Source organism: Variovorax sp. LARHSF232 (assembly GCF_052871435.1).
This window is the reverse complement of record NZ_JBIXJS010000004.1, coordinates 193621-215018: the sequence shown is the minus strand read 5'-3', so window position 1 is coordinate 215018 and position 21398 is coordinate 193621. Positions and strand designations below refer to the sequence as shown.

22 protein-coding genes and 1 pseudogene are annotated in these 21398 nt (G+C 68.2%); 6 read left to right on the top strand and 17 right to left on the bottom strand.

Annotated elements, in window-relative coordinates; all coding sequences use genetic code 11:
* The first annotated feature begins 147 nt into the window (after positions 1-147).
* The 3 genes and pseudogenes from ACIPRI_RS13230 (at position 148) to ACIPRI_RS13220 (ending at position 3698) form a co-directional block, all read left to right on the top strand.
* Positions 148-2886 (top strand): autotransporter-associated beta strand repeat-containing protein, encoded by a 2739-nt coding sequence (locus tag ACIPRI_RS13230; protein ID WP_446621910.1) that lies wholly within the window; start codon positions 148-150, stop codon positions 2884-2886.
* 18 nt (positions 2887-2904) lie between these two features.
* Positions 2905-3327, top strand: a pseudogene (locus tag ACIPRI_RS13225) (autotransporter outer membrane beta-barrel domain-containing protein); the annotation flags it as partial.
* The gene (locus ACIPRI_RS13220) at positions 3258-3698 is read left to right on the top strand and encodes an autotransporter outer membrane beta-barrel domain-containing protein (protein ID WP_446622100.1); all 441 of its coding nucleotides are present in this window, start codon (positions 3258-3260) and stop codon (positions 3696-3698) included. The pseudogene ACIPRI_RS13225 and the gene ACIPRI_RS13220, both read left to right, overlap by 70 nt.
* A 59-nt stretch (positions 3699-3757) precedes the next feature.
* On the opposite strand, the gene ACIPRI_RS13215 is transcribed toward ACIPRI_RS13220, so the two are convergent.
* The 7 genes from ACIPRI_RS13215 to ACIPRI_RS13185 all read right to left on the bottom strand — a co-directional run bounded on the left by ACIPRI_RS13215 (position 3758) and on the right by ACIPRI_RS13185 (position 10609).
* Entirely contained in the window at positions 3758-4294 is a 537-nt protein-coding gene (locus tag ACIPRI_RS13215; RefSeq protein ID WP_446621909.1) for a disulfide bond formation protein B, read from the bottom strand.
* Positions 4291-5388 carry a sulfate/molybdate ABC transporter ATP-binding protein gene (locus ACIPRI_RS13210; RefSeq protein WP_446621908.1) on the bottom strand — a complete coding sequence of 366 codons (1098 nt, stop codon included), beginning with the start codon at positions 5386-5388 and terminating at the stop codon, positions 4291-4293. The genes ACIPRI_RS13215 and ACIPRI_RS13210 overlap by 4 nt, the downstream gene beginning before the upstream one ends.
* A gap of 13 nt (positions 5389-5401) precedes the next feature.
* Positions 5402-6298 (bottom strand): sulfate ABC transporter permease subunit CysW, encoded by an 897-nt coding sequence (gene cysW / locus ACIPRI_RS13205; RefSeq protein WP_446622099.1) that lies wholly within the window; start codon positions 6296-6298, stop codon positions 5402-5404.
* A 14-nt stretch (positions 6299-6312) separates the two neighbouring features.
* Positions 6313-7221: a sulfate ABC transporter permease subunit CysT gene (gene cysT / locus ACIPRI_RS13200; protein WP_446621907.1), complete on the bottom strand. Its 909-nt coding sequence runs from the start codon at positions 7219-7221 to the stop codon at positions 6313-6315.
* A 9-nt stretch (positions 7222-7230) separates the two neighbouring features.
* Positions 7231-8244 carry a sulfate ABC transporter substrate-binding protein gene (locus tag ACIPRI_RS13195; RefSeq protein WP_446621906.1) on the bottom strand — a complete coding sequence of 338 codons (1014 nt, stop codon included), beginning with the start codon at positions 8242-8244 and terminating at the stop codon, positions 7231-7233.
* Positions 8241-8843, bottom strand: coding sequence for an RBBP9/YdeN family alpha/beta hydrolase (locus ACIPRI_RS13190; protein ID WP_446621905.1), 603 nt, complete (start codon positions 8841-8843; stop codon positions 8241-8243). Before ACIPRI_RS13190 ends, ACIPRI_RS13195 begins: the two co-directional genes overlap by 4 nt.
* 134 nt (positions 8844-8977) lie before the next feature.
* Complete coding sequence (locus tag ACIPRI_RS13185) at positions 8978-10609, bottom strand: phospholipase D-like domain-containing protein (RefSeq protein ID WP_446621904.1); 1632 nt, start codon at positions 10607-10609, stop codon at positions 8978-8980.
* A 108-nt stretch (positions 10610-10717) separates the two neighbouring features.
* On the opposite strand from ACIPRI_RS13185, the gene ACIPRI_RS13180 reads away from it, so the two are divergent.
* Positions 10718-11374 carry a Crp/Fnr family transcriptional regulator gene (locus ACIPRI_RS13180; protein ID WP_446621903.1) on the top strand — a complete coding sequence of 219 codons (657 nt, stop codon included), beginning with the start codon at positions 10718-10720 and terminating at the stop codon, positions 11372-11374.
* A gap of 18 nt (positions 11375-11392) precedes the next feature.
* On the opposite strand, the gene ACIPRI_RS13175 is transcribed toward ACIPRI_RS13180, so the two are convergent.
* Complete coding sequence (locus ACIPRI_RS13175; RefSeq protein WP_446621902.1) at positions 11393-12313, bottom strand: LysR family transcriptional regulator; 921 nt, start codon at positions 12311-12313, stop codon at positions 11393-11395.
* A 141-nt stretch (positions 12314-12454) separates the two neighbouring features.
* Here ACIPRI_RS13175 and ACIPRI_RS13170 point away from each other — a divergent pair, with 141 nt between their 5' ends.
* Entirely contained in the window at positions 12455-13102 is a 648-nt protein-coding gene (locus tag ACIPRI_RS13170; RefSeq protein WP_446621901.1) for an FMN-dependent NADH-azoreductase, read from the top strand.
* Positions 13103-13161: 59 nt separating this feature from the next.
* Here ACIPRI_RS13170 and ACIPRI_RS13165 read toward each other — a convergent pair whose 3' ends face one another.
* The 9 genes from ACIPRI_RS13165 to ACIPRI_RS13125 all read right to left on the bottom strand — a co-directional run bounded on the left by ACIPRI_RS13165 (position 13162) and on the right by ACIPRI_RS13125 (position 20812).
* Positions 13162-13716, bottom strand: coding sequence for an NADPH-dependent FMN reductase (locus ACIPRI_RS13165; protein WP_446621900.1), 555 nt, complete (start codon positions 13714-13716; stop codon positions 13162-13164).
* A gap of 53 nt (positions 13717-13769) precedes the next feature.
* On the bottom strand, positions 13770-14678 hold the full coding sequence (epsC, locus tag ACIPRI_RS13160; RefSeq protein ID WP_446621899.1) for a serine O-acetyltransferase EpsC: 909 nt from the start codon (positions 14676-14678) through the stop codon (positions 13770-13772).
* 76 nt (positions 14679-14754) lie between these two features.
* A complete protein-coding gene (locus ACIPRI_RS13155; RefSeq protein WP_446621898.1) occupies positions 14755-14970 on the bottom strand; it encodes a TOBE domain-containing protein in 216 nt (71 codons plus the stop codon).
* A gap of 53 nt (positions 14971-15023) precedes the next feature.
* A complete protein-coding gene (locus tag ACIPRI_RS13150) occupies positions 15024-15836 on the bottom strand; it encodes an ATP-binding cassette domain-containing protein (protein ID WP_446621897.1) in 813 nt (270 codons plus the stop codon).
* A gap of 59 nt (positions 15837-15895) precedes the next feature.
* Positions 15896-16741, bottom strand: coding sequence for an aliphatic sulfonate ABC transporter permease SsuC (gene ssuC, locus ACIPRI_RS13145; protein WP_446622098.1), 846 nt, complete (start codon positions 16739-16741; stop codon positions 15896-15898).
* A gap of 20 nt (positions 16742-16761) precedes the next feature.
* On the bottom strand, positions 16762-17931 hold the full coding sequence (gene ssuD, locus ACIPRI_RS13140; protein WP_446621896.1) for an FMNH2-dependent alkanesulfonate monooxygenase: 1170 nt from the start codon (positions 17929-17931) through the stop codon (positions 16762-16764).
* Positions 17932-18074: 143 nt separating this feature from the next.
* Complete coding sequence (locus ACIPRI_RS13135; RefSeq protein ID WP_446621895.1) at positions 18075-19043, bottom strand: sulfonate ABC transporter substrate-binding protein; 969 nt, start codon at positions 19041-19043, stop codon at positions 18075-18077.
* A 137-nt stretch (positions 19044-19180) separates the two neighbouring features.
* Positions 19181-19783, bottom strand: coding sequence for an NADPH-dependent FMN reductase (ssuE, locus tag ACIPRI_RS13130; RefSeq protein ID WP_446621894.1), 603 nt, complete (start codon positions 19781-19783; stop codon positions 19181-19183).
* Positions 19784-19786: 3 nt separating this feature from the next.
* Positions 19787-20812, bottom strand: a complete 1026-nt coding sequence (locus tag ACIPRI_RS13125) for a sulfate ABC transporter substrate-binding protein (RefSeq protein ID WP_446621893.1) — start codon at positions 20810-20812, stop codon at positions 19787-19789.
* 310 nt (positions 20813-21122) lie between these two features.
* On the opposite strand from ACIPRI_RS13125, the gene ACIPRI_RS13120 reads away from it, so the two are divergent.
* Positions 21123-21395, top strand: coding sequence for an oxidative damage protection protein (locus ACIPRI_RS13120; RefSeq protein ID WP_446621892.1), 273 nt, complete (start codon positions 21123-21125; stop codon positions 21393-21395).
* Positions 21396-21398: the final 3 nt, after the last annotated feature.

Genomic DNA, 21398 nt, shown 5'->3' with positions numbered 1-21398 from the left:
CCAACTATTGCAAGCAAACGGCAAATGAAGAATCGCAACACGCCCGGCCAATTTGCGCGCACCACCCTCCAAATCGCATTCAGGAATATCCAAAACCCTCGCTCGGTAGCAGGCGCATGGGGAACATGCGCGGCCATCTCCCTGGCGTTGGGCGCATCCCCCGCCCGTGCGGCGGACCTGTTCGTCGCGAACGAATCCCAGCTCGCGGCTGCGCTCAACCCGACGGGTGGCGCACAGAACGGAGACAGGATCATCCTGACCTCCAACATCACGCTGACCAGCGATCTGCCCATCATCCAGCGAAGCGTGACGATTGAAGGCGGCGGGAACACGCTCAGCGGCAATCGCGCGCATCGCGGCCTGCTCATCCAGTCGGGCACGGTTGCAGTCAACGACCTGAAGATTGCCGATACCCAGGCAAAGGGCGGCGCCGGCAGCGGTGGAAGCGGCGGCGGCGCCGGACTGGGCGGTGCATTCTTCGTGGCGAGCAGTGCGAACGTGACCGTCACCAACGTCGAAATCGAGAACAGCGCTGCCACCGGCGGTGCTGGCGCAGCAGGCTTGCCCAACCGCAACACGGGCGCAGGAGGCGGCGGCGGAATGGGCGGCGATGGCGGCACCAGCGTCAGCGGCGCGAAAGGCGGCAACGGCGGCGGCGGCCTCGGCACGGGTGCCAACGGTGGCCATCAAGCGGGCGCGGGGAGCGCCGGCACCGCCCCCGGCCAGGCCACCGCCGGCGCCGGCGGCGGCGCCGGCGGTGCAGCGGGCGCTGCCGGTGGCGGCGGTGGCAGCGGGAGCAATCCCGCAGCGCCCACCCCAGCGGGCGGTGGCGGCGGCGGCGGCGGCATTGGCGGAGCCGCCGGAGGCGCGCCCACCGGTTCCAACAGAGTGCCCGGCCCGGGCGGCGCGGGTGGCTTTGGCGGGGGTGGCGGTGGCGGTGGTGGCACCGGTGCCACGGTGAATCCGGCCGGCGCGGGGGGCACGGGTGGATTCGGCGGCGGCGGCAGCGGCAGCGCCGGTGGTTTCGGTGCAGGCAGCGGCGGCGCTGCCTCCACGGCCGTCAACGGAGGGGGTGGCGGCGGCGGTGGCGCGGGCCTGGGTGGCGGCATCTTCGTCCAGGAGGGCGGAACGCTGACCCTGGCCGGCACCTTGACGATCAACGGCTCCAGCGTAGCGGCCGGTGCAGGCGGCGCGGCAGTCGACGGCGGGAGCGGCACTGCCGGTTCGGCCTTCGGATCGGACATCTTCCTGCAGGGCAATGGCCGCCTGAACTTCGCGGCCGATGCAGGCGTGGCCCAAACGCTGACGGGCAGCATTGCCGACCAGGCCGGATCGGGTGGTGCCGGCGCCTACTCGCTCGCGAAAACCGGCGCGGGGACGCTGGCGCTACTGGGGTCGAACACCTACACCGGCGGAACGACCGTGACGGGCGGCGTGGTCCGCTTCGCCGCCCAAGGGCTGGGCAGCGGGCCCGTGACGGTCGATGGCGGCACGCTGCAGTGGGCCAGCGGGAACTCCGCCGACATCTCGGCGCAATTGAAGCCCGTCGGTGTGGGCGGCCTCACGCTCGACACCAACGCGAACGACGTCACGCTGGCCTCGGCCATTGGCGGCGCCGGCGCAGTCATCAAGCAGGGTGCGGGTGTTTTGCGCCTGGCGGCCGACAACACCTACGCCGGCGGCACGACCATCAGCAGCGGCACCCTGCAGTTGGGCAACGGCGGCAATTCCGGTTCCATTGCCGGGGACGTGACCGACAACGGCACCCTCGCCTTCAACCGCGCCGATGCCATCGCCTTTGCCGGAAACATCACCGGCAGCGGCTCAGTCTCGCAAGCGGGCAGCGGCACCACGACCCTGACGGGCAACAACCTCTACAGCGGCGGCACTTCGATCAGCGCAGGAACGCTGATCGCCGCCGTGTCCGGCCTCGGCAGCGGCCCCGTCGACAACAACGCGGCGCTCGTCATCGAGCAACCAGCCGACGCCACGATGGCCAACGCCATCAACGGCACGGGCAGCCTGACGAAGTCGGGCGCGGGCAGGCTGAACTACATCGGCACCGGCACCCTGAGCGGCCCCACGACCGTCATGGCCGGCACCTTGGCGGTCAATGGCTCGCTGGCCAACTCGGCAGTGAGCGTTGCCAGCGGCGCCACGCTGGCCGGCAACGGCATCGTGGGAAGCACGTCAGTGCAGAACGCAGGCACGGTTTCCCCCGGCAACAGCCCCGGCACGCTGACCGTCGCCGGCGATTTCCACCAGGCCCCGGGCTCGATCTATCGCGCTGAAGTCATCCCGGGAACGGCAACGTCGGACCGCATCGTCGCCAGCGGCAGCGCCACCATCGACAGCGGTGCGCAACTGATCGTGAGCCGTGCCGGCGCCGGGGGCCAGTTCGCGCTCGGCACGCAATACACGGTGCTCAGCGCGGCAGGCGGCGTCAATGGCACCTACACGCTGTCCGGCGACATCACGAGCGCATTCGTCCAGTTGAAGGACCACTACGACGCCAACAACGTCTACCTGCATGCCGATCAGTTCAAGAGCTTCGAGAGCGTCGGCGAAACGCCCAACCAGCAAGCCACCGGCCAGGCGCTGGACGTGCAGCCGGCAGGCAGCGAGGTGGCCGCAGCCATGGCCTGGCTTCCGGACGACGCGAGTGCGCGGCAGGCGCTGGACATGCTGTCGGGATCCATCCACCCCTCGGTGAAGTCGGCGGCAGTGGAAGACAGCCGCTTCGTTCGCGACGCGGCCATCGCCCGACTGCGCGCCGCCGACTGCGCGCCGGGCGCTGCAGGCACCGTGGTGCAGGACAAGGAGCGCAGTGATATCAAGGCAGCGGGCAGCGGGTGCAGCCCTGCCGGCCAGGAGCGTGCGGCATGAGGCTACGCCTTCGGCACCTGGGGCCACATGGACGGCGGCCTCAATGCGCAATCCGTCGATCGCAATGCGAGCGGCATCCTTGTCGGCGCGGACGCGGGCCTGGGCAACGGCTGGCGGGCGGGTGTTCTGGGCGGCTACAGCCACGGCTCGCTCGACGGCAACGACAGCGCCAGCGTCAGCGGCCATGCGTCGATCGACAGCTACCACCTCGGCCTGTACGGCGGCAGCAACTGGGGCGCCACCTCGCTGCGCCTCGGCACCGCCTACGCATGGAACAGGATTAAGAGCGATCGCATCGTCGTGTTCGCGACGGCTTCAGCGACGCCGCCAAGGCCCGGTACGACAGCGGCACCGCCCAAGCTTTCGCCGAAATCGGCCGGCGTATCGACGCCGGCGCCGTCGCGCTGGAACCATTTGCCCAACTGGCCTACGCGCACCTGAGCACCGATTCGATCAACGAGCAAGGCGGGCCTGCCGCCCTGACGGGCGGCGGCGACAGCTTCGACAGCACCTTCTCGACACTCGGCGCGCGGGCCACGGCACAGATCGACGAAAGAACGCGTTTGACCGGCATGGTCGGATGGCGCCACGCATTCGGCGAGACGACCCCGCAGAGCACGGTCGCCTTCGCAGGCACCGCGACAACTTTCGTAATCGGCGGCGTGCCCTTGGCACGCAACGTGGCAGTCCTCGAAGCCGGCGTGGAAGCGCAACTGGCCAAGAACCTGCGCATCGGCGCCTGGTACGCCGGCCAGTTCGGCAGCGGCCTGCGCGACAACGGCATCAAGGCCACGCTCAGCTACCGGTTCTGAGGTCCAGGCGGGGGCGGGCTCCAGCTTTCGCGGCTGCCCGCCCTCCTGCCCGGAAAGGTTCACGCGGCGTTGGAGAAGCCGCCGTAGCTTCCCGTTCCGCGCCGTGCGCCGGCGATCAGCAGGCCGATGATCAACACCGCAAACACGGCAAAGCAGATGAAGGACCAGTTGGCGATCGTCAAGCCAAGGAAGGTCCAGTCGATCTTGGAGCAATCGCCGCTGCCCTTGAAGATCAGCGGCAGCGCCCGCTGCAGCGGAAAGGTCTCGATCATTCCGTAGATGTCGCGCCCGCAGCTGACGAACTCCGGCGGATGCCACTGCAGCCAGCTCTGGCGCGCGGCGGTGAAGGCACCGCCCGCGCTGGCAACGAGCGCCAGCAGCGCCAGGCCCAGGCGCAGCCCGCGGCCCTGCACGGCCGCAGCCAGACCGGCGAACACCGCCACCGCCACCAGCGCATAGCGCTGCACCACGCACATCGGGCAAGGCTCCAGCCCCACCACATGCTGCAGGTACAGGCCGAAGGCCAGCATGCCCACGCATGCCAGGCAAATCAGGCCGAATGCACGGCGCGGCGCGCCAAAAAACCATTGAATCAAGGTGACACCCAGTCTTCTTCGACGAACACCCGGGCCTTGCGCGGCGTGGCAACCACCTTGTCGCCTTCCTTCAAGCCCAGGTCGCGGAACTGTTGCGCAGGGATTTGCGCTTCGATGATGGTTCCGCTGCCAGGATTATCTGGATTCGATTCCACCGGTTCGAGTTCCAGCCGCGCGATCGGGCCGACGACGATGGCCCGGCCGATGCTCGCCACGATGCCGCTGGCGCCCGCCACGTAGGGCCGCACTTCCAGATCGTGCGGACGCACATAGGCCAGCGCCTTGGCGTCGCGTGCGCCGCCGTGCTCGGGCGCGTCGAAGCGCACACCCTGCACTTCGACCTCGCCCTCGTGGGCGCGGCCGTGGAACAGGTTGACGTCGCCCAGAAAGCCGTAGACGAAGGGGCTGGCCGGGTGGTCCCACACCTCCTGCGGCGAGCCGACCTGCTCGATGCGGCCGCTGTTCATCAGCACCACCCGGTCGGCCACTTCCAGCGCCTCTTCCTGGTCATGCGTGACGAAGATCGAGGTGACGTGCAACTCGTCGTGCAGGCGGCGCAGCCAGCGGCGCAGTTCCTTGCGCACCTTGGCATCCAGCGCGCCAAAGGGCTCGTCCAGGAGCAGCACCTTGGGCTCCACAGCCAAGGCCCGCGCCAGCGCGATGCGCTGGCGCTGCCCGCCCGACAGCTGCGAGGGATAGCGGTCGGCCAGCCAGTCCAGCTGCACCAGCTTCAGAAGCTCGGTCACCTTCTTCTTGATCTGCGCCTCGCCAGGCCGCACCGACCGCGGCTTGACGCGCAGGCCGAAGGCCACGTTCTCGAACACCGACATGTGGCGAAACAGCGCGTAGTGCTGGAACACGAAGCCGACCTGGCGCTCGCGCACGTGCACGTCGGTGGTGTCCTCGCCGGCAAACAGGATGCTGCCGGCGTCGGCGGCCTCCAGCCCGGCAATGATGCGCAGCAAGGTGGTCTTGCCGCAGCCCGAGGGGCCCAGCAGGGCCACCAGCTCGCCCGACTCGACGTCCAGGTTGACGTTGCGCAGCGCGTGGAAGTCGCCGAACTGCTTGCTGACGTTGCGGATTTCGATACTCATTTTCTTGTTCCTCTCAAGCCACGCTCGCGTCCTGCTGCGGACGCTCCGGCGGCAGGTCGGCCAGGGCCTTCATCTCGCGCTCGTGGCGCCACTCGATCACCGACTTGATCACCAGCGTGACCAGCGCCAGGATGGCCAGCAGCGAGGCCACGGCAAAGGCCGCGACCGACTGGTACTCGTTGTAGAGCACTTCCACATGCAGCGGCATGGTGTTGGTCTGGCCGCGGATGTGGCCGGACACCACCGACACCGCGCCGAACTCGCCCATGGCCCGCGCATTGCACAGGATCACGCCGTACAACAGGCCCCACTTGATGTTGGGCAAGGTCACGCGCCAGAAGGTCTGCCAGCCGGTGGCGCCCAGCACGATGGCGGCCTGCTCCTCGTCGGTGCCCTGGGCCTGCATCAGCGGAATGAGCTCGCGCGCGATGAAGGGGAAGGTCACGAACACGGTGGCCAGCACGATGCCCGGCACGGCAAAGATGATCTTGATGTCGTGAGCCTGCAGCCAGGGGCCGAACCAGCCTTGCGCGCCGAACACCAGCACGTAGATCAGGCCCGCCACCACCGGCGACACCGCGAAGGGCAGGTCGACCAGCGTGGTCAGGATCGCCTTGCCGCGGAACTCGAACTTGGCGATGGCCCAGGCCGCGGCCACGCCGAACACCAGGTTCAGCGGCACCGAGATCGCCGCGACGAGCAGTGTCAGCCAGATCGCACTCCAGGCGTCGGGCTCCTTGAGCGCTTCCAGGTAGGCGTCCAGGCCCTTGCGCAAGGCCTCGGTCGCCACTGCCGCCAGTGGCAGCACCAGGAACAAACCCATGAAGGCCAGCGCCAGGCCGATCAGCAGCCAGCGCACCAGCGGCGATTCGGTGGTGCCGGCCTGGGCGCGGCGCACGTTGCCGCGCATCGAAGTCGCCCCGCTCATGACGAGCCCCCCGAGCGCTTGCGCTGCCAGCCCTGCAGGCCGTTGATGACCAGCAGCATGACGAAGGAAATGATCAGCATCACCAGCGCCACCGCGGTGGCGCCGGCAAAGTCGTATTGCTCCAGCTTGCCGATGATGATCAGCGGCGTGATCTCGGACACCATCGGCATGTTGCCGGCGATGAAGATCACCGAGCCGTATTCACCGATCGCGCGGGCAAAGGCCATGGCAAAGCCGGTCAGGAGCGCCGGCATGATGGCCGGCAGGATCACCCGCCAGAAGGTCTGCCAGCGCGTGGCGCCCAGCGAGGTGGCGGCTTCTTCCAGTTCCTTTTCGGTATCTTCCAGCACCGGCTGCACCGTGCGCACCACGAAAGGCAGGCCGATGAAGATGAGGGCGATCACCACGCCGGCCGGCGTGAAGGCCAGCTTGATGCCCAGCGGCTCCAGGAACTGGCCCACCCAGCCGTTGCCCGCCAGCAGCGCGGTCAGCGAAATGCCGGCCACCGCGGTGGGCAGCGCAAAGGGCAGGTCCACCAGCGCATCGACGATGCGCTTGCCCGGGAAGTGGTAGCGCACCAGCACCCAGGCGACCAGCAGGCCGCCGAACAGGTTGACCAGCGCCGCCAGCAGCGAGGCGCCAAAGGTCAGGCGATAGGAAGCCATCACGCGTGGCGAGCTGACGGCCGTCCAGAACTGGTCCCAGGTCAGCGAAAAGGTCTTGAAGACCAGCGCCGACAGCGGGATCAGCACGATCAGGCAAAGGTAGAACAGCGCGTAGCCCAGGGTCAGGCCGAAGCCGGGCAGCACGCGCTTGGCGCCGCCCTTGCCGTTGCGGCCGGGCCCACCACGCAAAACCGGCGCTGCCGGTTGAACTGGCAGCGCCGGTGAAGTCGAAGCACTCATCACTGCGCTTTACTTGCCGCCCGGCGTGTAGAGCTTGTCGAACTGGCCGCCGTCGTTGAAGTGCACCTTCTGCGCGTCGCCCAGGCTGCCGAACAGTTCCTGCACGGTGAAGAGTTGCACCGGCTTGAAGGTGGCGGCGTGCTTCTTCAGCACGGCTTGCGAGCGCGGGCGCAGCGCGTGCTTGGCGGCGATTTCCTGGCCTTCATCCGAGTACAGGTAATCGAGGTAGGCCTTGGCCAGCTCGCCGGTGCCCTTCTTGGCCGTGGTGCGCTCCACCACCGCCACCGGGTTCTCGGCCAGGATGCTGATCGAGGGGTAGACCGAATCCACCTTGCCGGCGCCGAACTCGCGGTCGATGGAGACCACTTCCGATTCGAAGGTGATCAGCACGTCGCCGATATTGCGCTGCAAGAAGGCGGCAGTCGCGTCACGCCCGCCACGCGCCAGGATCGGCACGTTCTTGAACAGCTTGCCGACGAATTCGGCGGCCTGGGCGTCGCTGCCGCCCTTCTTCTTCACGTAGCCCCACGCCGCCAGGTAGGCGTAGCGGCCGTTGCCGCCGGTCTTGGGGTTGACCACCACCACCTGCACGCCGGGCTTGATCAGGTCGTCCCAATCCTTGATGCCCTTGGGATTGCCGTTGCGCACCAGGAACAGCATGGTCGAGGTGGTGGGCGCCGCGTTGTCCGGGAACTTCTTGGCCCAGTCCTTGGCCACCACGCCCTTGTCGGCCAGGAACTCGATGTCGGTGGTGGTGTTCATCGTCACCACGTCCGCTTCCAGGCCGTCGGCCACGGCACGCGCCTGGGCGCTGGAGCCGGCGTGCGACTGGTCGACCTTCACGTCCTTGCCGGTGGCCTTCTTGTAATGCGCTACGAAGGCGGCGTTGTAGTCCTTGTAGAACTCGCGCGCCACGTCGTACGACACGTTCAACAGGCTGTTGCCCTGGGCAAAGGCTGGCAGTGCGAAGGCCGTCGAGGCCAGCGCCAAGGCAGCGAGGATTTTTCTGGTTCTGGTGGTCATGGGTGAGCCGATGGTTCTGCAATGAAAGAGGAAGCCCGGGGCGCTGTTGCGCTCGAAGGCGCCTCCCCCGGGGTGTCTTGGGTGAAGGACTGGAACAGCGCCTGGCCCAGCGGCCAGGCTCCGTGGCCCGAGTCGGTGTCGACGTGCCCGGCATTCTGCATCCGGACGAACTCGCTGCCCCAGGCGCGGCCATAGGCACCGGCCAGGCGCACAGGGCAGGCCGGGTCGTTGCTGCTGGCCACCAGCACGCTGCGGTAAGGCAGCGGCGCGTACGGCACGGGGGCAAAGCTGGAGAGCTGGGCGCGCCGCTCCGGGTCGGACGGCGCCACCAGAAGGGCGCCATGGATGCGTGCCGCCGCCGCCGCCGGCAGGTGCGCCACCGCGATGCAGCCCAGGCCGTGGGCCACCAGCAGCACCGGGGCGTCGCTGGAGAGCACCAGGGCTTCCAGAGCGGCCAGCCAGTCATCGCGGCGCGGCACGGTTTCGTCCTCGCGCACCAGGCGCAGGGCATCCGGCTGCTGGTCCGCCCACAGGCGTTGCCAGTGGCCGGGGCCGGCGCCGTGCCAATCGGGTACGAAGATGGTCTGCAAGCGGCTCAAGTGGCTCTTCGGGTGTTCGGAGCGGCCGATTGTGCGAAGAGCGCCACGGATAACAAACGAATATCTACTTGTTTGAATATGGGCAAATCCACATAAGGGAACAGCGAAATTGGCTTAACGCTGTTTCATGGGCCCTAAAGCAGTTCCTCGTCCACCACCATCGAGAGCATCGACAGGCGCAGGCGCCGGCCCCAGTTGAGCGCCGGTTCCCGTGCCAGCACCGTTTCCCTGTCGCCGTCCTGCCACACCCATTGCAGGCCCCGGGCACCTTCGCCGCCGCCGTTGCGCACCTGGTAGCTGAAGGGCAGGCGCTCGGCCTGCAACAGGGCCAGCACCTGGCCGGCCAATGCCGGGCTGTCGATGATCAAGGCCATCTCGGTATTTGAGTGGGCCGAGCGGCGATCCATGTTCATCGAGCCGACCGACAGCCAGCGCCCGTCCACCACCGCCAGCTTGGCGTGCAAGCGGCCCAGCGAGGCGCTGCCCGTGCTCCCGGCCGACTCCCGCGCCTGGGACTCGCGGGGCTCCCGGGTCGCCTGCTGCGGCATCAGTTCGTACAGCGCCACGCCCATGTCGAGCAGGGCCTGGCGGTAGCGGGCGTAGCCGAAATGCGCCAGTGGCTCGTCGGTCGTGGCCAGCGAGTTGGTCATGAGCGACACCCGCACCTGGGCCGCGGTGGCCTGGCGCAAGGTCTGCAGGCCGCGTTCGCCGGGCACGAAGTACGGCGAGGCCACGAACACTTCGCTGCGCGCGTCTTGCAGCAGGGCCAGGTTGGCCCGCATGACCGGCCCGTCCTCGCGGCCTTCGGCAGCGGTCGGTGCCACCTTGTGCGGCGGGTCGGCCGACACGCGCACCGCCGCCATGGCCAGCGCGACCCGGCCGCGGCGCAACTGGACGCCAATCGGGACCTGACCCAGTTCGTCCAGGTCGTCCGCCGGCAACTCGATCGCCGCGCCCTGCTCGCGCACCCGCGCGTCGAAGGCCAGCCGTGCCGGCTCGCCCTGGGCGTCGTGCGCGGCCAGGCTTTGCACCGGATAGGCCTGCTCGCTGTTCCAGTAGTCGTCGAACACCGCCGACATCTGCGCCACCACCGGGCCGGCCGTGAGCAGGTCCATGTCGATGAAGTTGGCCGGCCCGCCACTGCGTTCGAAATAGGCGTCGGCGATGTTGCGCCCGCCGCTGATGGCAAAGCTGTTGTCGGCCAGCAGCAGCTTGTTGTGCATGCGCCGGTTGACCCGCTCGAAGTGGTGCAGCGACAGCAGAGCGCGGCCGGCCGCGCTGCCACCCCGCGCCGGCAGCGGATTGAACAGGCGCACCTGCACGCCCGGCTGTGCAGCCAGGCCGGCCAAGAGCGCATCCTCGCCACCGGCATAGAGGTCATCCACCAGGAGGCGCACCCGCACGCCGCGCGCGCCGGCCTCGCGCAGCTCGCGCAGGAACTGGCGGCCCGAGGCGTCATCGGCGATCTGGTAGTACTGCGCATCCACGCTCTTTTGCGCCATGCGCACGAGCGCGATGCGCGCCTCCAGCGCCTGGTCGCCGGCCGGCAGCAGGCGCAGGCCGGAGCGCGGCTCGGCGCCCTCTTCCTGTTGGCCCTGCCCCTGGCCCAGCGAAGCCGCGGCCACGGCGGCCAGCCGGGTCTCGGCCACCTCGCCCAAGGCCCGCGAATGCGCGCGCTGCACCCCTTGCGGCAGGCCGGCGCAGCCGGTCAGCACCACCAGAAGCAGCAGCAGGAACCAGTGGCGAATGAGGGCGATCGGGACCATGGCGCAATCTAGGCCGATGGGGCGCCGCATTCGAGTCAGCATTGCGCCGCCAGGTAGTGACATAGTTCACACTTGCCACCCAACCCATCTGCCAGCGGTTTTTCCCGAATGACCCCCGCCACCCCCGCCGCCGATGATGGCGACAACCGCCTGCCCCAGCCCCTGTTCGATGCCGTGGCCCTGCGCGGCCAGATTCGCAGCTTTCCGGCCAACGCCATCCTGATCAACGAAGGCGACAGCACCGATTCGCTCTACGTCGTTCTGTCCGGCCGGGTGAAGGCCTATGCCAGCTCCGAGGAAGGCCGCGAGGTGGTGCTGACCGAGTACGGCCCGGGCGAGTACTTCGGCGAGCTGTCGATCGACGGCGAGCGCCGCTCGGCCTCCGTCAAGGCGCTCGAGCCCTGCACCTGCCGGGTGGTGCAAGGCGCCGAGCTGCACGCCTTTCTGGCCGAGTACCCCGATTTCGCCCTGCACCTCATGCGCAAGCTGATCGGCATGGTCCGGCGCCTGACCGAGCAGGTGCGCAGCCTGGCGCTGCAGGACGTCTACAGCCGGGTGGTGCGCCTGCTCACCGACCTGTCGGACCCCGTCACCGGCGAAGAGCGCATGCTGCGCCGCAAGCTGACCCAGCAGGACATCGCCGACCGCGTCGGCTCCTCGCGCGAGATGGTGAACCGGGTGATGAAGGAGCTGACGGCCGGCGGCTACGTCGCCCAGCGCGAAGGCCGCATCGTGCTGCTGCGCAAGCCGCCCGCAGCCTGGTAGCGCGGGGCCGCCGCTTCATCAGATCGAGTAGTCGTGCGGCTCCGAGCCGCTCAGGTTGTCCGCCAGGAAATCGATCAACTTGCGCACCGCCGGCACCAGGGCGCGGCGCTGCGGGAACACCGCGTGGCAGATGCCGGGCGCCGGGCCCCAGCCCGGCAAAACCTCCACCAGCCGGCCGTCGCGGATGTCGGCACGCACCAGGTAGTCAGGCAGCACGCCGGCGCCGGTGCCTGCCAGCACCGCGAAATGCAGCGTTGCCAGGTCGTCCGCCAGATAGCGCGGCGCATGGGTCAGTACGTGCTGCACGCCCTGCGGGCCTTCCAGCCGCAGGCTGGCGCGACCGTCGCCGGCGGCGGACATGGCCACGGTGTCGAGCCGCTCCAGGTCGAAGGGCGTGCGCACTGGGCCCTGGCGCTTGAGCAAGTCCGGCTTGATCACCAGCAGGCCGGCGCTCGGGCCGAAGCTCTTGGCCACCAGCGTGGCACTGTCCTCGATCACCGGGCGCACGCGCAGGGCGATGTCCACGCCCTCCTCCACCGGATCAACGGGCCGGTTGAGCACCATCATCTCGACCCGCACTGCCGGGTAGCGCTGCATGAAGATCGGCAGCAGCGGGCCCACGCTGCCTTGCGCCAGGGTCACGGGGCAGCTGATGCGGATGGTGCCGCGCGGCTCGGTCTGCACTTGGGCCACGGCCTCGGCGGCTGCCTGGGCGGCGTCTCGCATGGCGGTGCAGTGGCGCAAATACAGCTCTCCGGCCGGCGTCAGCGACAGGCTGCGGGTGCTGCGCTGCAGAAGCTGCACGCCCAGCTGTGCCTCCAGGTCCGCCACGCGGCGCGACAGGCGTGACTTGGGAATCCCCAGCGCCCGGCCGGCAGCGGCAAAGCCGCCCCGCTCCGCCACCTCGGCGAAATAGACCATGTCGTTGAGGTCTTGCATCTTGTCGTCCCTCCAGCTCTATTGTCCTAATTTTGGAACAATCTAAGCCAAATTTGCCGACTTATCAAGTACTCGACTCATAAATAGACTTCTCTCCATGCCGACATGTCGCCGGCCCCAATGGAAGAAAGAGAGTTCGTCATGAAGCTGCTGCACGTTGATTCCAGTGTCCTGGGTGCCAATTCGGTGTCCCGCCGCCTGACGGCCAACGCCGTGGCCGACTGGGTCGCCACCCATCCGGGCACCGAAGTCGAGTACCTCGACCTGGCCGTCGCCGCGCCCAGTCACTTCGACGCGGACTCGCTGGGCTTTCGCCTGCCCGAAGGCACGCCGCTGACGGACGTGCAAAAGCGCGAGAACGCGGTGTCCGAGCAACTGGTGAGCCAGTTTCTCGCCGCCGACGTGATCGTGGTGGGCGCGCCCCTGTACAACTTCTCGATCCCCAGCCAGCTCAAGGCCTGGATCGACCGCCTGGCGCAGCCCGGCCGCACCTTCAAGTACACCGAGAAGGGCCCGACGGGCCTGGCCACCGGCAAGGCGGTGATCGTGGTGTCCACCCGCGGCGGCATCTACTCCACCAGCGAAGCCGGCCAGGCGGCCGAGCACCAGGAGAGCTACCTGCAGGTGGTGTTCGGCTTCTTCGGCATCACCGACGTGCGCTTCGTGCGCGCCGAAGGCCTGGCGATGGGCGACCAGCAGAAGGCCCAGGCACTGGAAGCCGCGGCCGGCGACATCCGCCGCGCCGCCACCGAAGCGGCCAATCAGGGCAGCGCGGTAGCGGTCGCCTGATTCCCCGCCGCCAGGCGGCACAAGTAGCCGGCACCCGCAAGGTGTCCGGCTTATCGCCTTTACTTGCTATTGGTTCTCACCCAAGCCACGTACTTCTCGACCCAGCCCTTGAGAAATTCACGGGTCGATTCCACCGTGACATGGCCCTTGTCGTCGATCAGGCCTTCCTTGTTCTGGATGAAGGCTTCTGGCTGGCCCAGGGTGGGCATGTCGAGGTAGCCCAGCACGTTGCGCAGGTGCTGCTGCGCGATGGCGGTGCCGACGGCGCCCACCGAGATGCCGATCACGCCGGCCGGCTTTCCGGCGAAGGCGCTATGGCCATAGGGGCGCGAAGCGTTGTCGATGGCGTTCTTCAGCACACCTGGAATGGAGCGGTTGTATTCGGGGGTGACGAACAGCACGCCCTGCGCGGCCGCGATCTCGCCCTTGATGCGGCGCACCGAGGGCGCCTGGTTGCCGTCCTGGTCCTGGTCATAGAGCGGCAGGTCGTCGATGCGCACATGCTCGAAGGTCACGTCCGGCGGCGCCAGCTGCGCCAGCGCCAGGGCCAGCTTGCGGTTGAACGAATCCTTGCGCAGGCTGCCGACGAGGACAGCGATCTTGATCTGACTCATGGGAAAGCTCCGTGGGTTGGGTTTAAGGGGAGAAGCTCTTCGCTCACAGCTTCTCAGGGCACCGGCCGCGCATTCTGCAAGCTGGCCTGCGTGACGCTGGCCCCCGGCGGCACATCGGCCGTGATCCACACATTGCCACCGATGGTGGCGCCGCGCCCGATGGTGACGCGCCCCAGGATGGTCGCCCCGGCATAGATGACCACGTCGTCCTCCACGATCGGGTGGCGCGGCAGGCCCTTTTGCGGATTGCCGTCGTGGTCGGTCGGGAAGCGCTTGGCGCCCAGGGTCACGGCCTGGTACAGGCGCACCCGCTTGCCGATCACCGCGGTTTCGCCGATCACCACGCCGGTGCCGTGGTCCATGAAAAAGCCGGCATCGATCTGCGCACCGGGGTGGATGTCGATGCCGGTCTGGCTGTGCGCCAGCTCGGTCACCATGCGCGCCAACAGCGGCAGCCCCAGCTTGTAGAGCTTGTGCGCGACGCGGTGATGAATCAGCGCCAGCACGCCCGGATAGCAAAGCAGCACCTCGTCGACGCTGGTCGCGGCCGGATCGCCCTGGTAGGCGGCCAGCACGTCACTGTCGAGCAGGCGGCGGATGGCCGGCAGCTGTGCGGCGAAGTCGCGGACGGCCTGCAGCGCCTGCGCATCGATCGCGGACGGATCGCTCGCCCCATGGCGTGCCACGTAGGAAAGCTCCAGCCGCGCCTGCACCAGCAGCGCCTGCAGCGCCGAGTGCAGCGTGTGGCCGACGTAGAAGTCCTCGCTCTCGTGGCGCAGGTCCGGCGGCCCCAGCCGCATGGGAAAGAGCGCGCCCTTGAGCTGCTCCACGATCTGCGCCAATGATTCGCGCGACGGCAGCTCGCGGCTGACCGGCTCGCGCGAACGGTTCTGCGAATCGCGCCACTCGTTGCGCACCCCGTGCAGCGCTTGAACGATCTCGCTCACATCGAAAACCGACATCCGATCCTCCAGACACCAGGCAGGTGTTTGGAGTCGATGGTAGGCCGGTTTGCAATGGAGCGTCGGCCACGCGGTATCAGAGCTTGGCGATGGAAACCTCGGTCGACTTGACGAAGGCCACCACTTCGGAGCCGACACGCAGTTGCAGCTCGTCCACCGAACGGGTGGTGATGACCGAGGTGACCACGCCCCAGGGCGTTTCCACATCGACCTCGGATACCACGTCGCCACGAAGGATTTCGCGCACGCGGCCCTTGAACTGGTTGCGCACGTTGATGGCTTGAATGGACATCTTGGGATTCCTTGAAGTGAGTTGATAGAAAAAGAAAAAGGTGCTGGGCAGCTTCAGACGGCCCAGCGCAACGCATGGGCTTGTGGTTCGAGCCACCGGGGATCTGGCCCCAAGGACGCATCGGGCGCATCGGGCTTTTGCAGCACGCGATCGAGGATGCGTTTTTCCAGCGCGGCGAAGGCCGGGTCGCCCTGCGAGCGCGGCCGCGCCAGCGTGATGGCTTCGTCCAGCGCGATGCGGCCGTCCTCGATCAGGATCACGCGGTCGGCCAGCGCCACCGCCTCCTGCACGTCGTGCGTGACCAGCAAGGCGGTGAAGCGGTGCCGCTGCCACAGCGACTCGATCAGGCGATGCATCTCGATGCGAGTCAGCGCATCCAGCGCGCCCAGCGGCTCGTCCAGCAGCAACAGGCGTGGGTGATGCACCAGCGCACGCGCCAGGGCCACGCGCTGGCGCTGGCCGCCCGAAAGACGCGACGGCCATTCGCCCTGGCGCTCGGCCAGGCCGACCTGCGCCAGCACCTCCTCGCCGCGCGGCCGCGCCTGCTTGGGCAGGCCCAGGGTCACGTTGTCCAGCACGCGGCGCCAGGGCAGGAGGCGCGCTTCCTGGAACATGATGCGCACCTCCTCGCGCAGGCCACCGATGGGCTGGCCGTCGGCCAGCAACTGGCCTTCGCTGGCATCCTCCAGGCCGGCCACCAGGCGCAGCAAGGTGCTCTTGCCGCAGCCGCTGCGGCCCACGATGGCGATGAACTGGCCGGGCTCGATGGACAGCTGCAGATGGCGCAGCACTTCGCGCTGCCCATAGCGTTTGCTCAAGGCCTTGGCTTGCAGGCGCACGCCTGCCTGTTGGGTATCGGTGCTCATTGGACTACCTTCGCCCTGGCGGGCTGCGGTGCGAGCGCCTTCGGGCGGCCGGGCGGCGCTCATGCGCCCCTCCCCTGGTAGCCCGGATGCCAGCGCAACCAGCCGCGTTCCAATGTGCGGGCAAAGATGTCGGCCAGCTTGCCGAGCAGCGCATAGAGCAGGATGCCCACCAGCACCACGTCCGTGCGCAAGAACTCGCGCGCGTTCATCGTCAGGTAGCCGATGCCCGACTGCGCCGAGATGGTCTCGGCCACGATCAGGATCACCCACATGAGCCCCAGCGAAAAGCGCAGACCCACCAGGATGGACGACATGGCGCCGGGCAGGATCACCTCCTGGTAGAGCTGCCAGCGCGAGAGGCCGTAGCTGCGCCCCATCTCGATCAGCTGCGGATCGACGTTGCGGATGCCGTGGAAGGTGTTGAGGTAGATCGGAAAGAACACCGACACCGAGATCAGGAACAGCTTGGCCGTCTCCTCGATGCCGAACCACAGGATCACCAGCGGGATCAGCGCCAGCGCCGGCACGTTGCGCACCATCTGCACGGTGGAATCGAGCAGGGTCTCGAAGAAGCGCACCGAGCCGGTCAGAAGGCCCAGCGCCAGGCCGGCGCCGCCACCGATGGCCAGGCCCAGCAGCGCACGGCCGGCGCTGATCTTCAGGTGCGTCCACAGCTCGCCCGAGAGCGCCAGCGTCCAGGCCGCGCGCAGCACGTCCAGCGGTGCCGGCAGCACCCGTGTCGACAGCCAGCCGGCCGACGACGCGATCTGCCACAGGGCCACCAGCCCCACCGGCACCAGCCACGGCACCAGGCGCCGGGCCACGCCTTTGGCGAAGGCGCGCAGGGCCGGAAAGGCTGGGGGTGAGCCCGGCACCACGGGCAAGGTTTGAAGTTGTTCGCTCAATTCGCTCATGACGTCTTCCTTCAGCTTTGCGACGCCAGCCGCGAGGGCGCGTCCAGATTGGCGACCACCTCGCCGAACGGCCCGGTCTGCGTGCCGCCGGACAAGCGCTCGCGCACACCGCGCGGCAGCAGCGGAAACACCAGCTCGGCAAATCGATAGGCCTCTTCCAGGTGCGGATAGCCCGAGAAGATGAAGTGCTCGATGCCCAGCGCCGCGTACTCCTCGATGCGCGCCGCCACCGTCTTCGGATCGCCCACCAGCGCGGTGCCGGCGCCGCCGCGCACCAAGCCGACGCCGGCCCACAGGTTGGGACTGATCTCCAGCCCGGCGCGGTCGCGCCTGGCGCCGCCCGCATGCAGCGCCGCCATGCGCCGCTGGCCTTCGGAATCCATGCGGGCAAAGGCGGCCTGGGCACGCACCACGGTGGCATCGTCGACGCGGCTGATCAGCGCGTCGGCCGCCTGCCAGGCGGCCTCTTCGGTCTCGCGCACGATCACGTGCAGGCGGATGCCGAACTTCAGCTTGCGCCCGCGCTGCGCCGCGCGCTCGCGCACGTCGGCCAGCTTGCGCGCCACCTCCAGCGGCGGCTCGCCCCAGCTCAGGTAGGCATCGACCTGATCAGCCGCAAGCTCATGCGCGGCGGGCGAAGAGCCGCCGAACCACACGGGCGGATAGGGCTGCTGCACGCTCGGGAAAAGAAGGCGCGCGCCCTTCACGCGAAGGTGCTTGCCATCGAAGTCGAAGCTCTCGCCGCGGTGGCTGCGCGCGATGATCTCGCGCCAGATGCGGATGAACTCGGCCGACTGCTCATAGCGCGCGGCGTGATCCAGGAACACGCCATCGCCCTCCAGCTCGGCCTGGTCGCCGCCGGTCACGAGATTGACCAGCAGGCGCCCGCCCGAGAGCCGGTCGAAGGTGGCCGCCATGCGCGCGGCCAGGCCGGGCTGGTGCAAGCCGGGCCGCACCGCGACCAGAAACTTGAGCTGGCGCGTCGCGCCGATCAGGCTCGACGCGATCACCCACGGGTCTTCGCAGGAGCGGCCAGTGGGGATGAGGACACCCTCGTAGCCCAGGCTGTCGGCGGCGCCGGCAATCTGTCGGAGGTAGTCGAGATCGACGGGACGCGCGCCTTCGGCGGTGCCGAGGTAGCGGCTGTCGCCGTGGGTGGGAAGGAACCAGAAGATCTGCATGCTTCGATGACTCTGTGTTTGTTCAGACGGCGAAAAGAAGGAGCGGCGGACGGGGCCGTGCGCCAAGGCCCCAGGCGCTGGCGGTGGTGCGCATCACCTCGGCGATGCGCTGGCGAAGATCGATCGCTTGCATCGCCCGCCCCTCAGGCAATGCCGGCCGCGGCGGCCTCGAGCACGTTGATCTTTTTTGGGATCAGCTTCAGCGCGAGGAAGGTGTCGGCAATCTGCTGCTGCTCGGCCAGGATCGCCTTGGTGATCGGACCCACGCCGAAGGCGGTACGGCTGACCGCCGCCTCGCCCACCGCGCGCGGCAGGCCCCACACCTGCGCCAGCTCCGCCGCCAGGTCGCTCTTGTGCGCGGCGCCCCACTGGTCCAGCTGGTTGATTTCCTCGATCAAGAGCTTGATCACGTCCTGGTTCTTCTGCGCATAAGGCAGCGACGAGAAGTAGTAGCCGCGGTTGTTGACCACGTCGCGCGCGTCGGCCAGGAGGCGCGCGTCCAGCGCCAGTTCGGCGGAGGCGCGGAACGGGTCCCAGATGACCCAGGCGTCGATCGCGTTCTTCTCGAAGGCGGCGCGCGCATCGGCCGGCGGCAGGAACACGGCCTGCACGTCGCCATAGGCGAGACCGTGCTTCTCCAGCAGCTTCACCAGGAAGTAGTGGACGTTGCTGCCCTTGTTGAGCGCCACCTTCCTGCCCTTGAGATCGGCCACCGAGCGGATCGCCGAGGCCTTGGGCACCAGCACCGCCTCGGTCTGCGGGCGCGGCACGGTCGCCGCCACGTAGGCCAGCGGCGCGCCGGCCGCCTGGGCAAAGATGGGCGGCGCCTCGCCCACGTCGCCGAAGTCGATGGAGCCGACGTTGAGCGCTTCCAGCTGCACCGGGCCTGCCGTGAACTCGGTCCACTTGATCGACACACCCAGCGGCGCCAGGCGCTTTTCCAGGGTGCCGCGGCCCTTGAGCACGCTCAGGTAGCCCTTCTGATGGCCGATGCGCAGCAGCCTGTTGGCCGCCGGCGCCTGGGCCAGGCTCGCGATCGCGGGCAGGGCCAGGCCGGCCGCGGCAGCGGCCTGGATGAGTCGGCGGCGTTGGGTCGAAACGTTGTGGGTCATGTGGAATTCCTTCATCGAGATGTGAGTTGTCGAGACGTGCGCTTCCCCGCGCTGCGCGTGAAGCGCAGCGAACAGTCAAGTTGCGGGGGAGAAGAAAAGCGGTGCCGCCAGCCGCGCATGCGGCCGGGGCGAAGGCCTCAGGCGCTACATCGCACCTGGGAGAAGGGCACCGGCTCGAAGGCGTGCAGGTTGGGCAGTTGCAGGGCCTCGATGGCCAGGGTCTGAACGCTGTCGTCCAGGCGCTGCGCCAGCTCAGGCTGCAGCTGGTAGGCACCTTCGGGCGTCAGGGTGACCTGCGCGTCGGTGGCGTAGACCCCTGCCAGGATCTGCCGCGCCGCCAGGGACTGCAGCACCGGCCGCAGCGCATAGTCCAGCGCCAGCATGTGGTGCGGGCTGCCGCCGCTGGCCAGCGGCAGCACGGTCTTGGCCTTGAGCGCCGACTGCGGCAGCAGGTCCAGGAAAGCCTTCAGGATGCCGCTGTAGGCCGCCTTGTAGACCGGCGTGGCCACCACCACCGCCCTCGCCTGCGCCAGCTGGTCGGCGGCGCGCTGCAGGGCCGGATGCGAGACATCGGCCGACAACAGGGCCTGCGCCGGCAGGTCGCGTACCGCGATGCGCTCGATGCGCGCGCCGCGCAGCGCCAGCCGGGTCCCGGCGGCCTCCAGCAAGGCCGTCGAGCGCGAGGGCGCCGAGGGGCTGCCGGCGATCAGCAGAACGGTGTTGCCGCTCGTCGTCGTCATGGCCTACTTGCCCTTGGCGTAGATCTGGTCGAAGGAGCCGCCGTCGGCAAAGTGCGCCTTGTCGGCCGCCGCCCAGCCGCCGAAGGCCTGGTCGATGGTGAAAAGCTGAAGCTTGGGGAACTGCTTCTCGTACTTCGCCTTCGCCTTGTCCGAGGTCGGGCGGTAGTAGTGGCGCCCGGCGATCTCCTGCCCTTCGTCCGAGTACAGGTACTTCAGGTATTCCTCGGCCACGGCGCGCGTGCCCTTCTTGTCCACCACCTTGTCGACCACCGTCACCGTCGGCTCGGCCAGGATGCTGACCGAGGGCGCGACGATCTCGAACTTGTCGGCGCCGAATTCCTTTTGCGCCAGGAAGGCCTCGTTCTCCCAGGCCAGCAGCACATCGCCCACGCCGCGCTGCACGAAAGTGTTGGTGGCGCCGCGCGCCCCGGTGTCCAGTACCGGCACATTGGCAAACAGCTTGGCCACGTAGTCCTTGGCGCCGGCCTCGCCGCCGTACTTGCGCTTGCCGAATTCCCAGGCCGCCAGGTAGTTCCAGCGCGCGCCGCCGGAGGTCTTGGGGTTGGGCGTGATCACCTGCACGCCCGGCTTGCTGAGGTCGTCCCAGTCCTTCAGGCCCTTGGGGTTGCCCTTCTTCACCAGGAACACGATGGTCGAGCTGTAGGGCGCCGAGTTGTGCGGCAGCCGCTTTTGCCAATCGGCCTTGACCAGGCCGCCGTGCTTGACCAGGGCGTCGGTGTCGCCGGCCAGCGCCAGGGTGGCGACATCGGCCTCCAGCCCGTCGATGATGGAGCGGGCCTGCTTGCCCGAGCCGCCGTGCGACTGCTTGACGCTCACTGCCTGGCCGGTCTTGGCCTTCCAGTACTTGGCGAAGGCCTGGTTGTAGTCGGCATACAGCTCGCGCGTCGGGTCGTAGGAGACGTTCAGCAGTTGCACCGTCTGGGCCAGCGACGGCAATGCCGTCAGGGCCATACCGGCGCCCAGTGCGGCACCCAGGGAAAGCTTGATAAAGTCGCGGCGAAGGCTCATGGTGTTTCTGCTCAAGAAATGCATAACGATGAAGTCTTGAATTCTTGATTCGGCATAAGAAAAGGAGAACTACCGAGTTCTCAGTTCTTCATAGCCAAATCAGCTAAGAACTTGTCCGCAAATGGGCGGGCGGAGGATGGCGAGGCGATTTGGGTGCAGGACAAGGCGCAAACCGGAGACATAGCCGAAGCTATGGCGAGGATTTGCAACGCCGTCATGCGCACAAATCGACCGCCAGCCGACCCCGACTATTTGCGGACAAGTTCTAAGTCCCCACCCACACGAACATTTCAAGCAAGGCAGGCACCCCATGGCACGCATGGTTCAATGCATCAAGCTCGGCCGCGAGGCCGAGGGACTCGACTTTCCGCCCTACCCCGGCGAACTCGGCAAGCGCCTCTGGGAAAACGTCAGCAAGGAGGCCTGGGCCGCCTGGCTCAAGCAGCAGACCATGCTGGTCAATGAAAACCGGCTGAACCTGGCCGACCAGCGCGCCCGCCAGTACCTGGCGCGCCAGATGGAGAAGCACTTCTTCGGCGAAGGCGCCGACGTGGCCCAGGGCTACGTGCCTCCCACGAACTGAAAC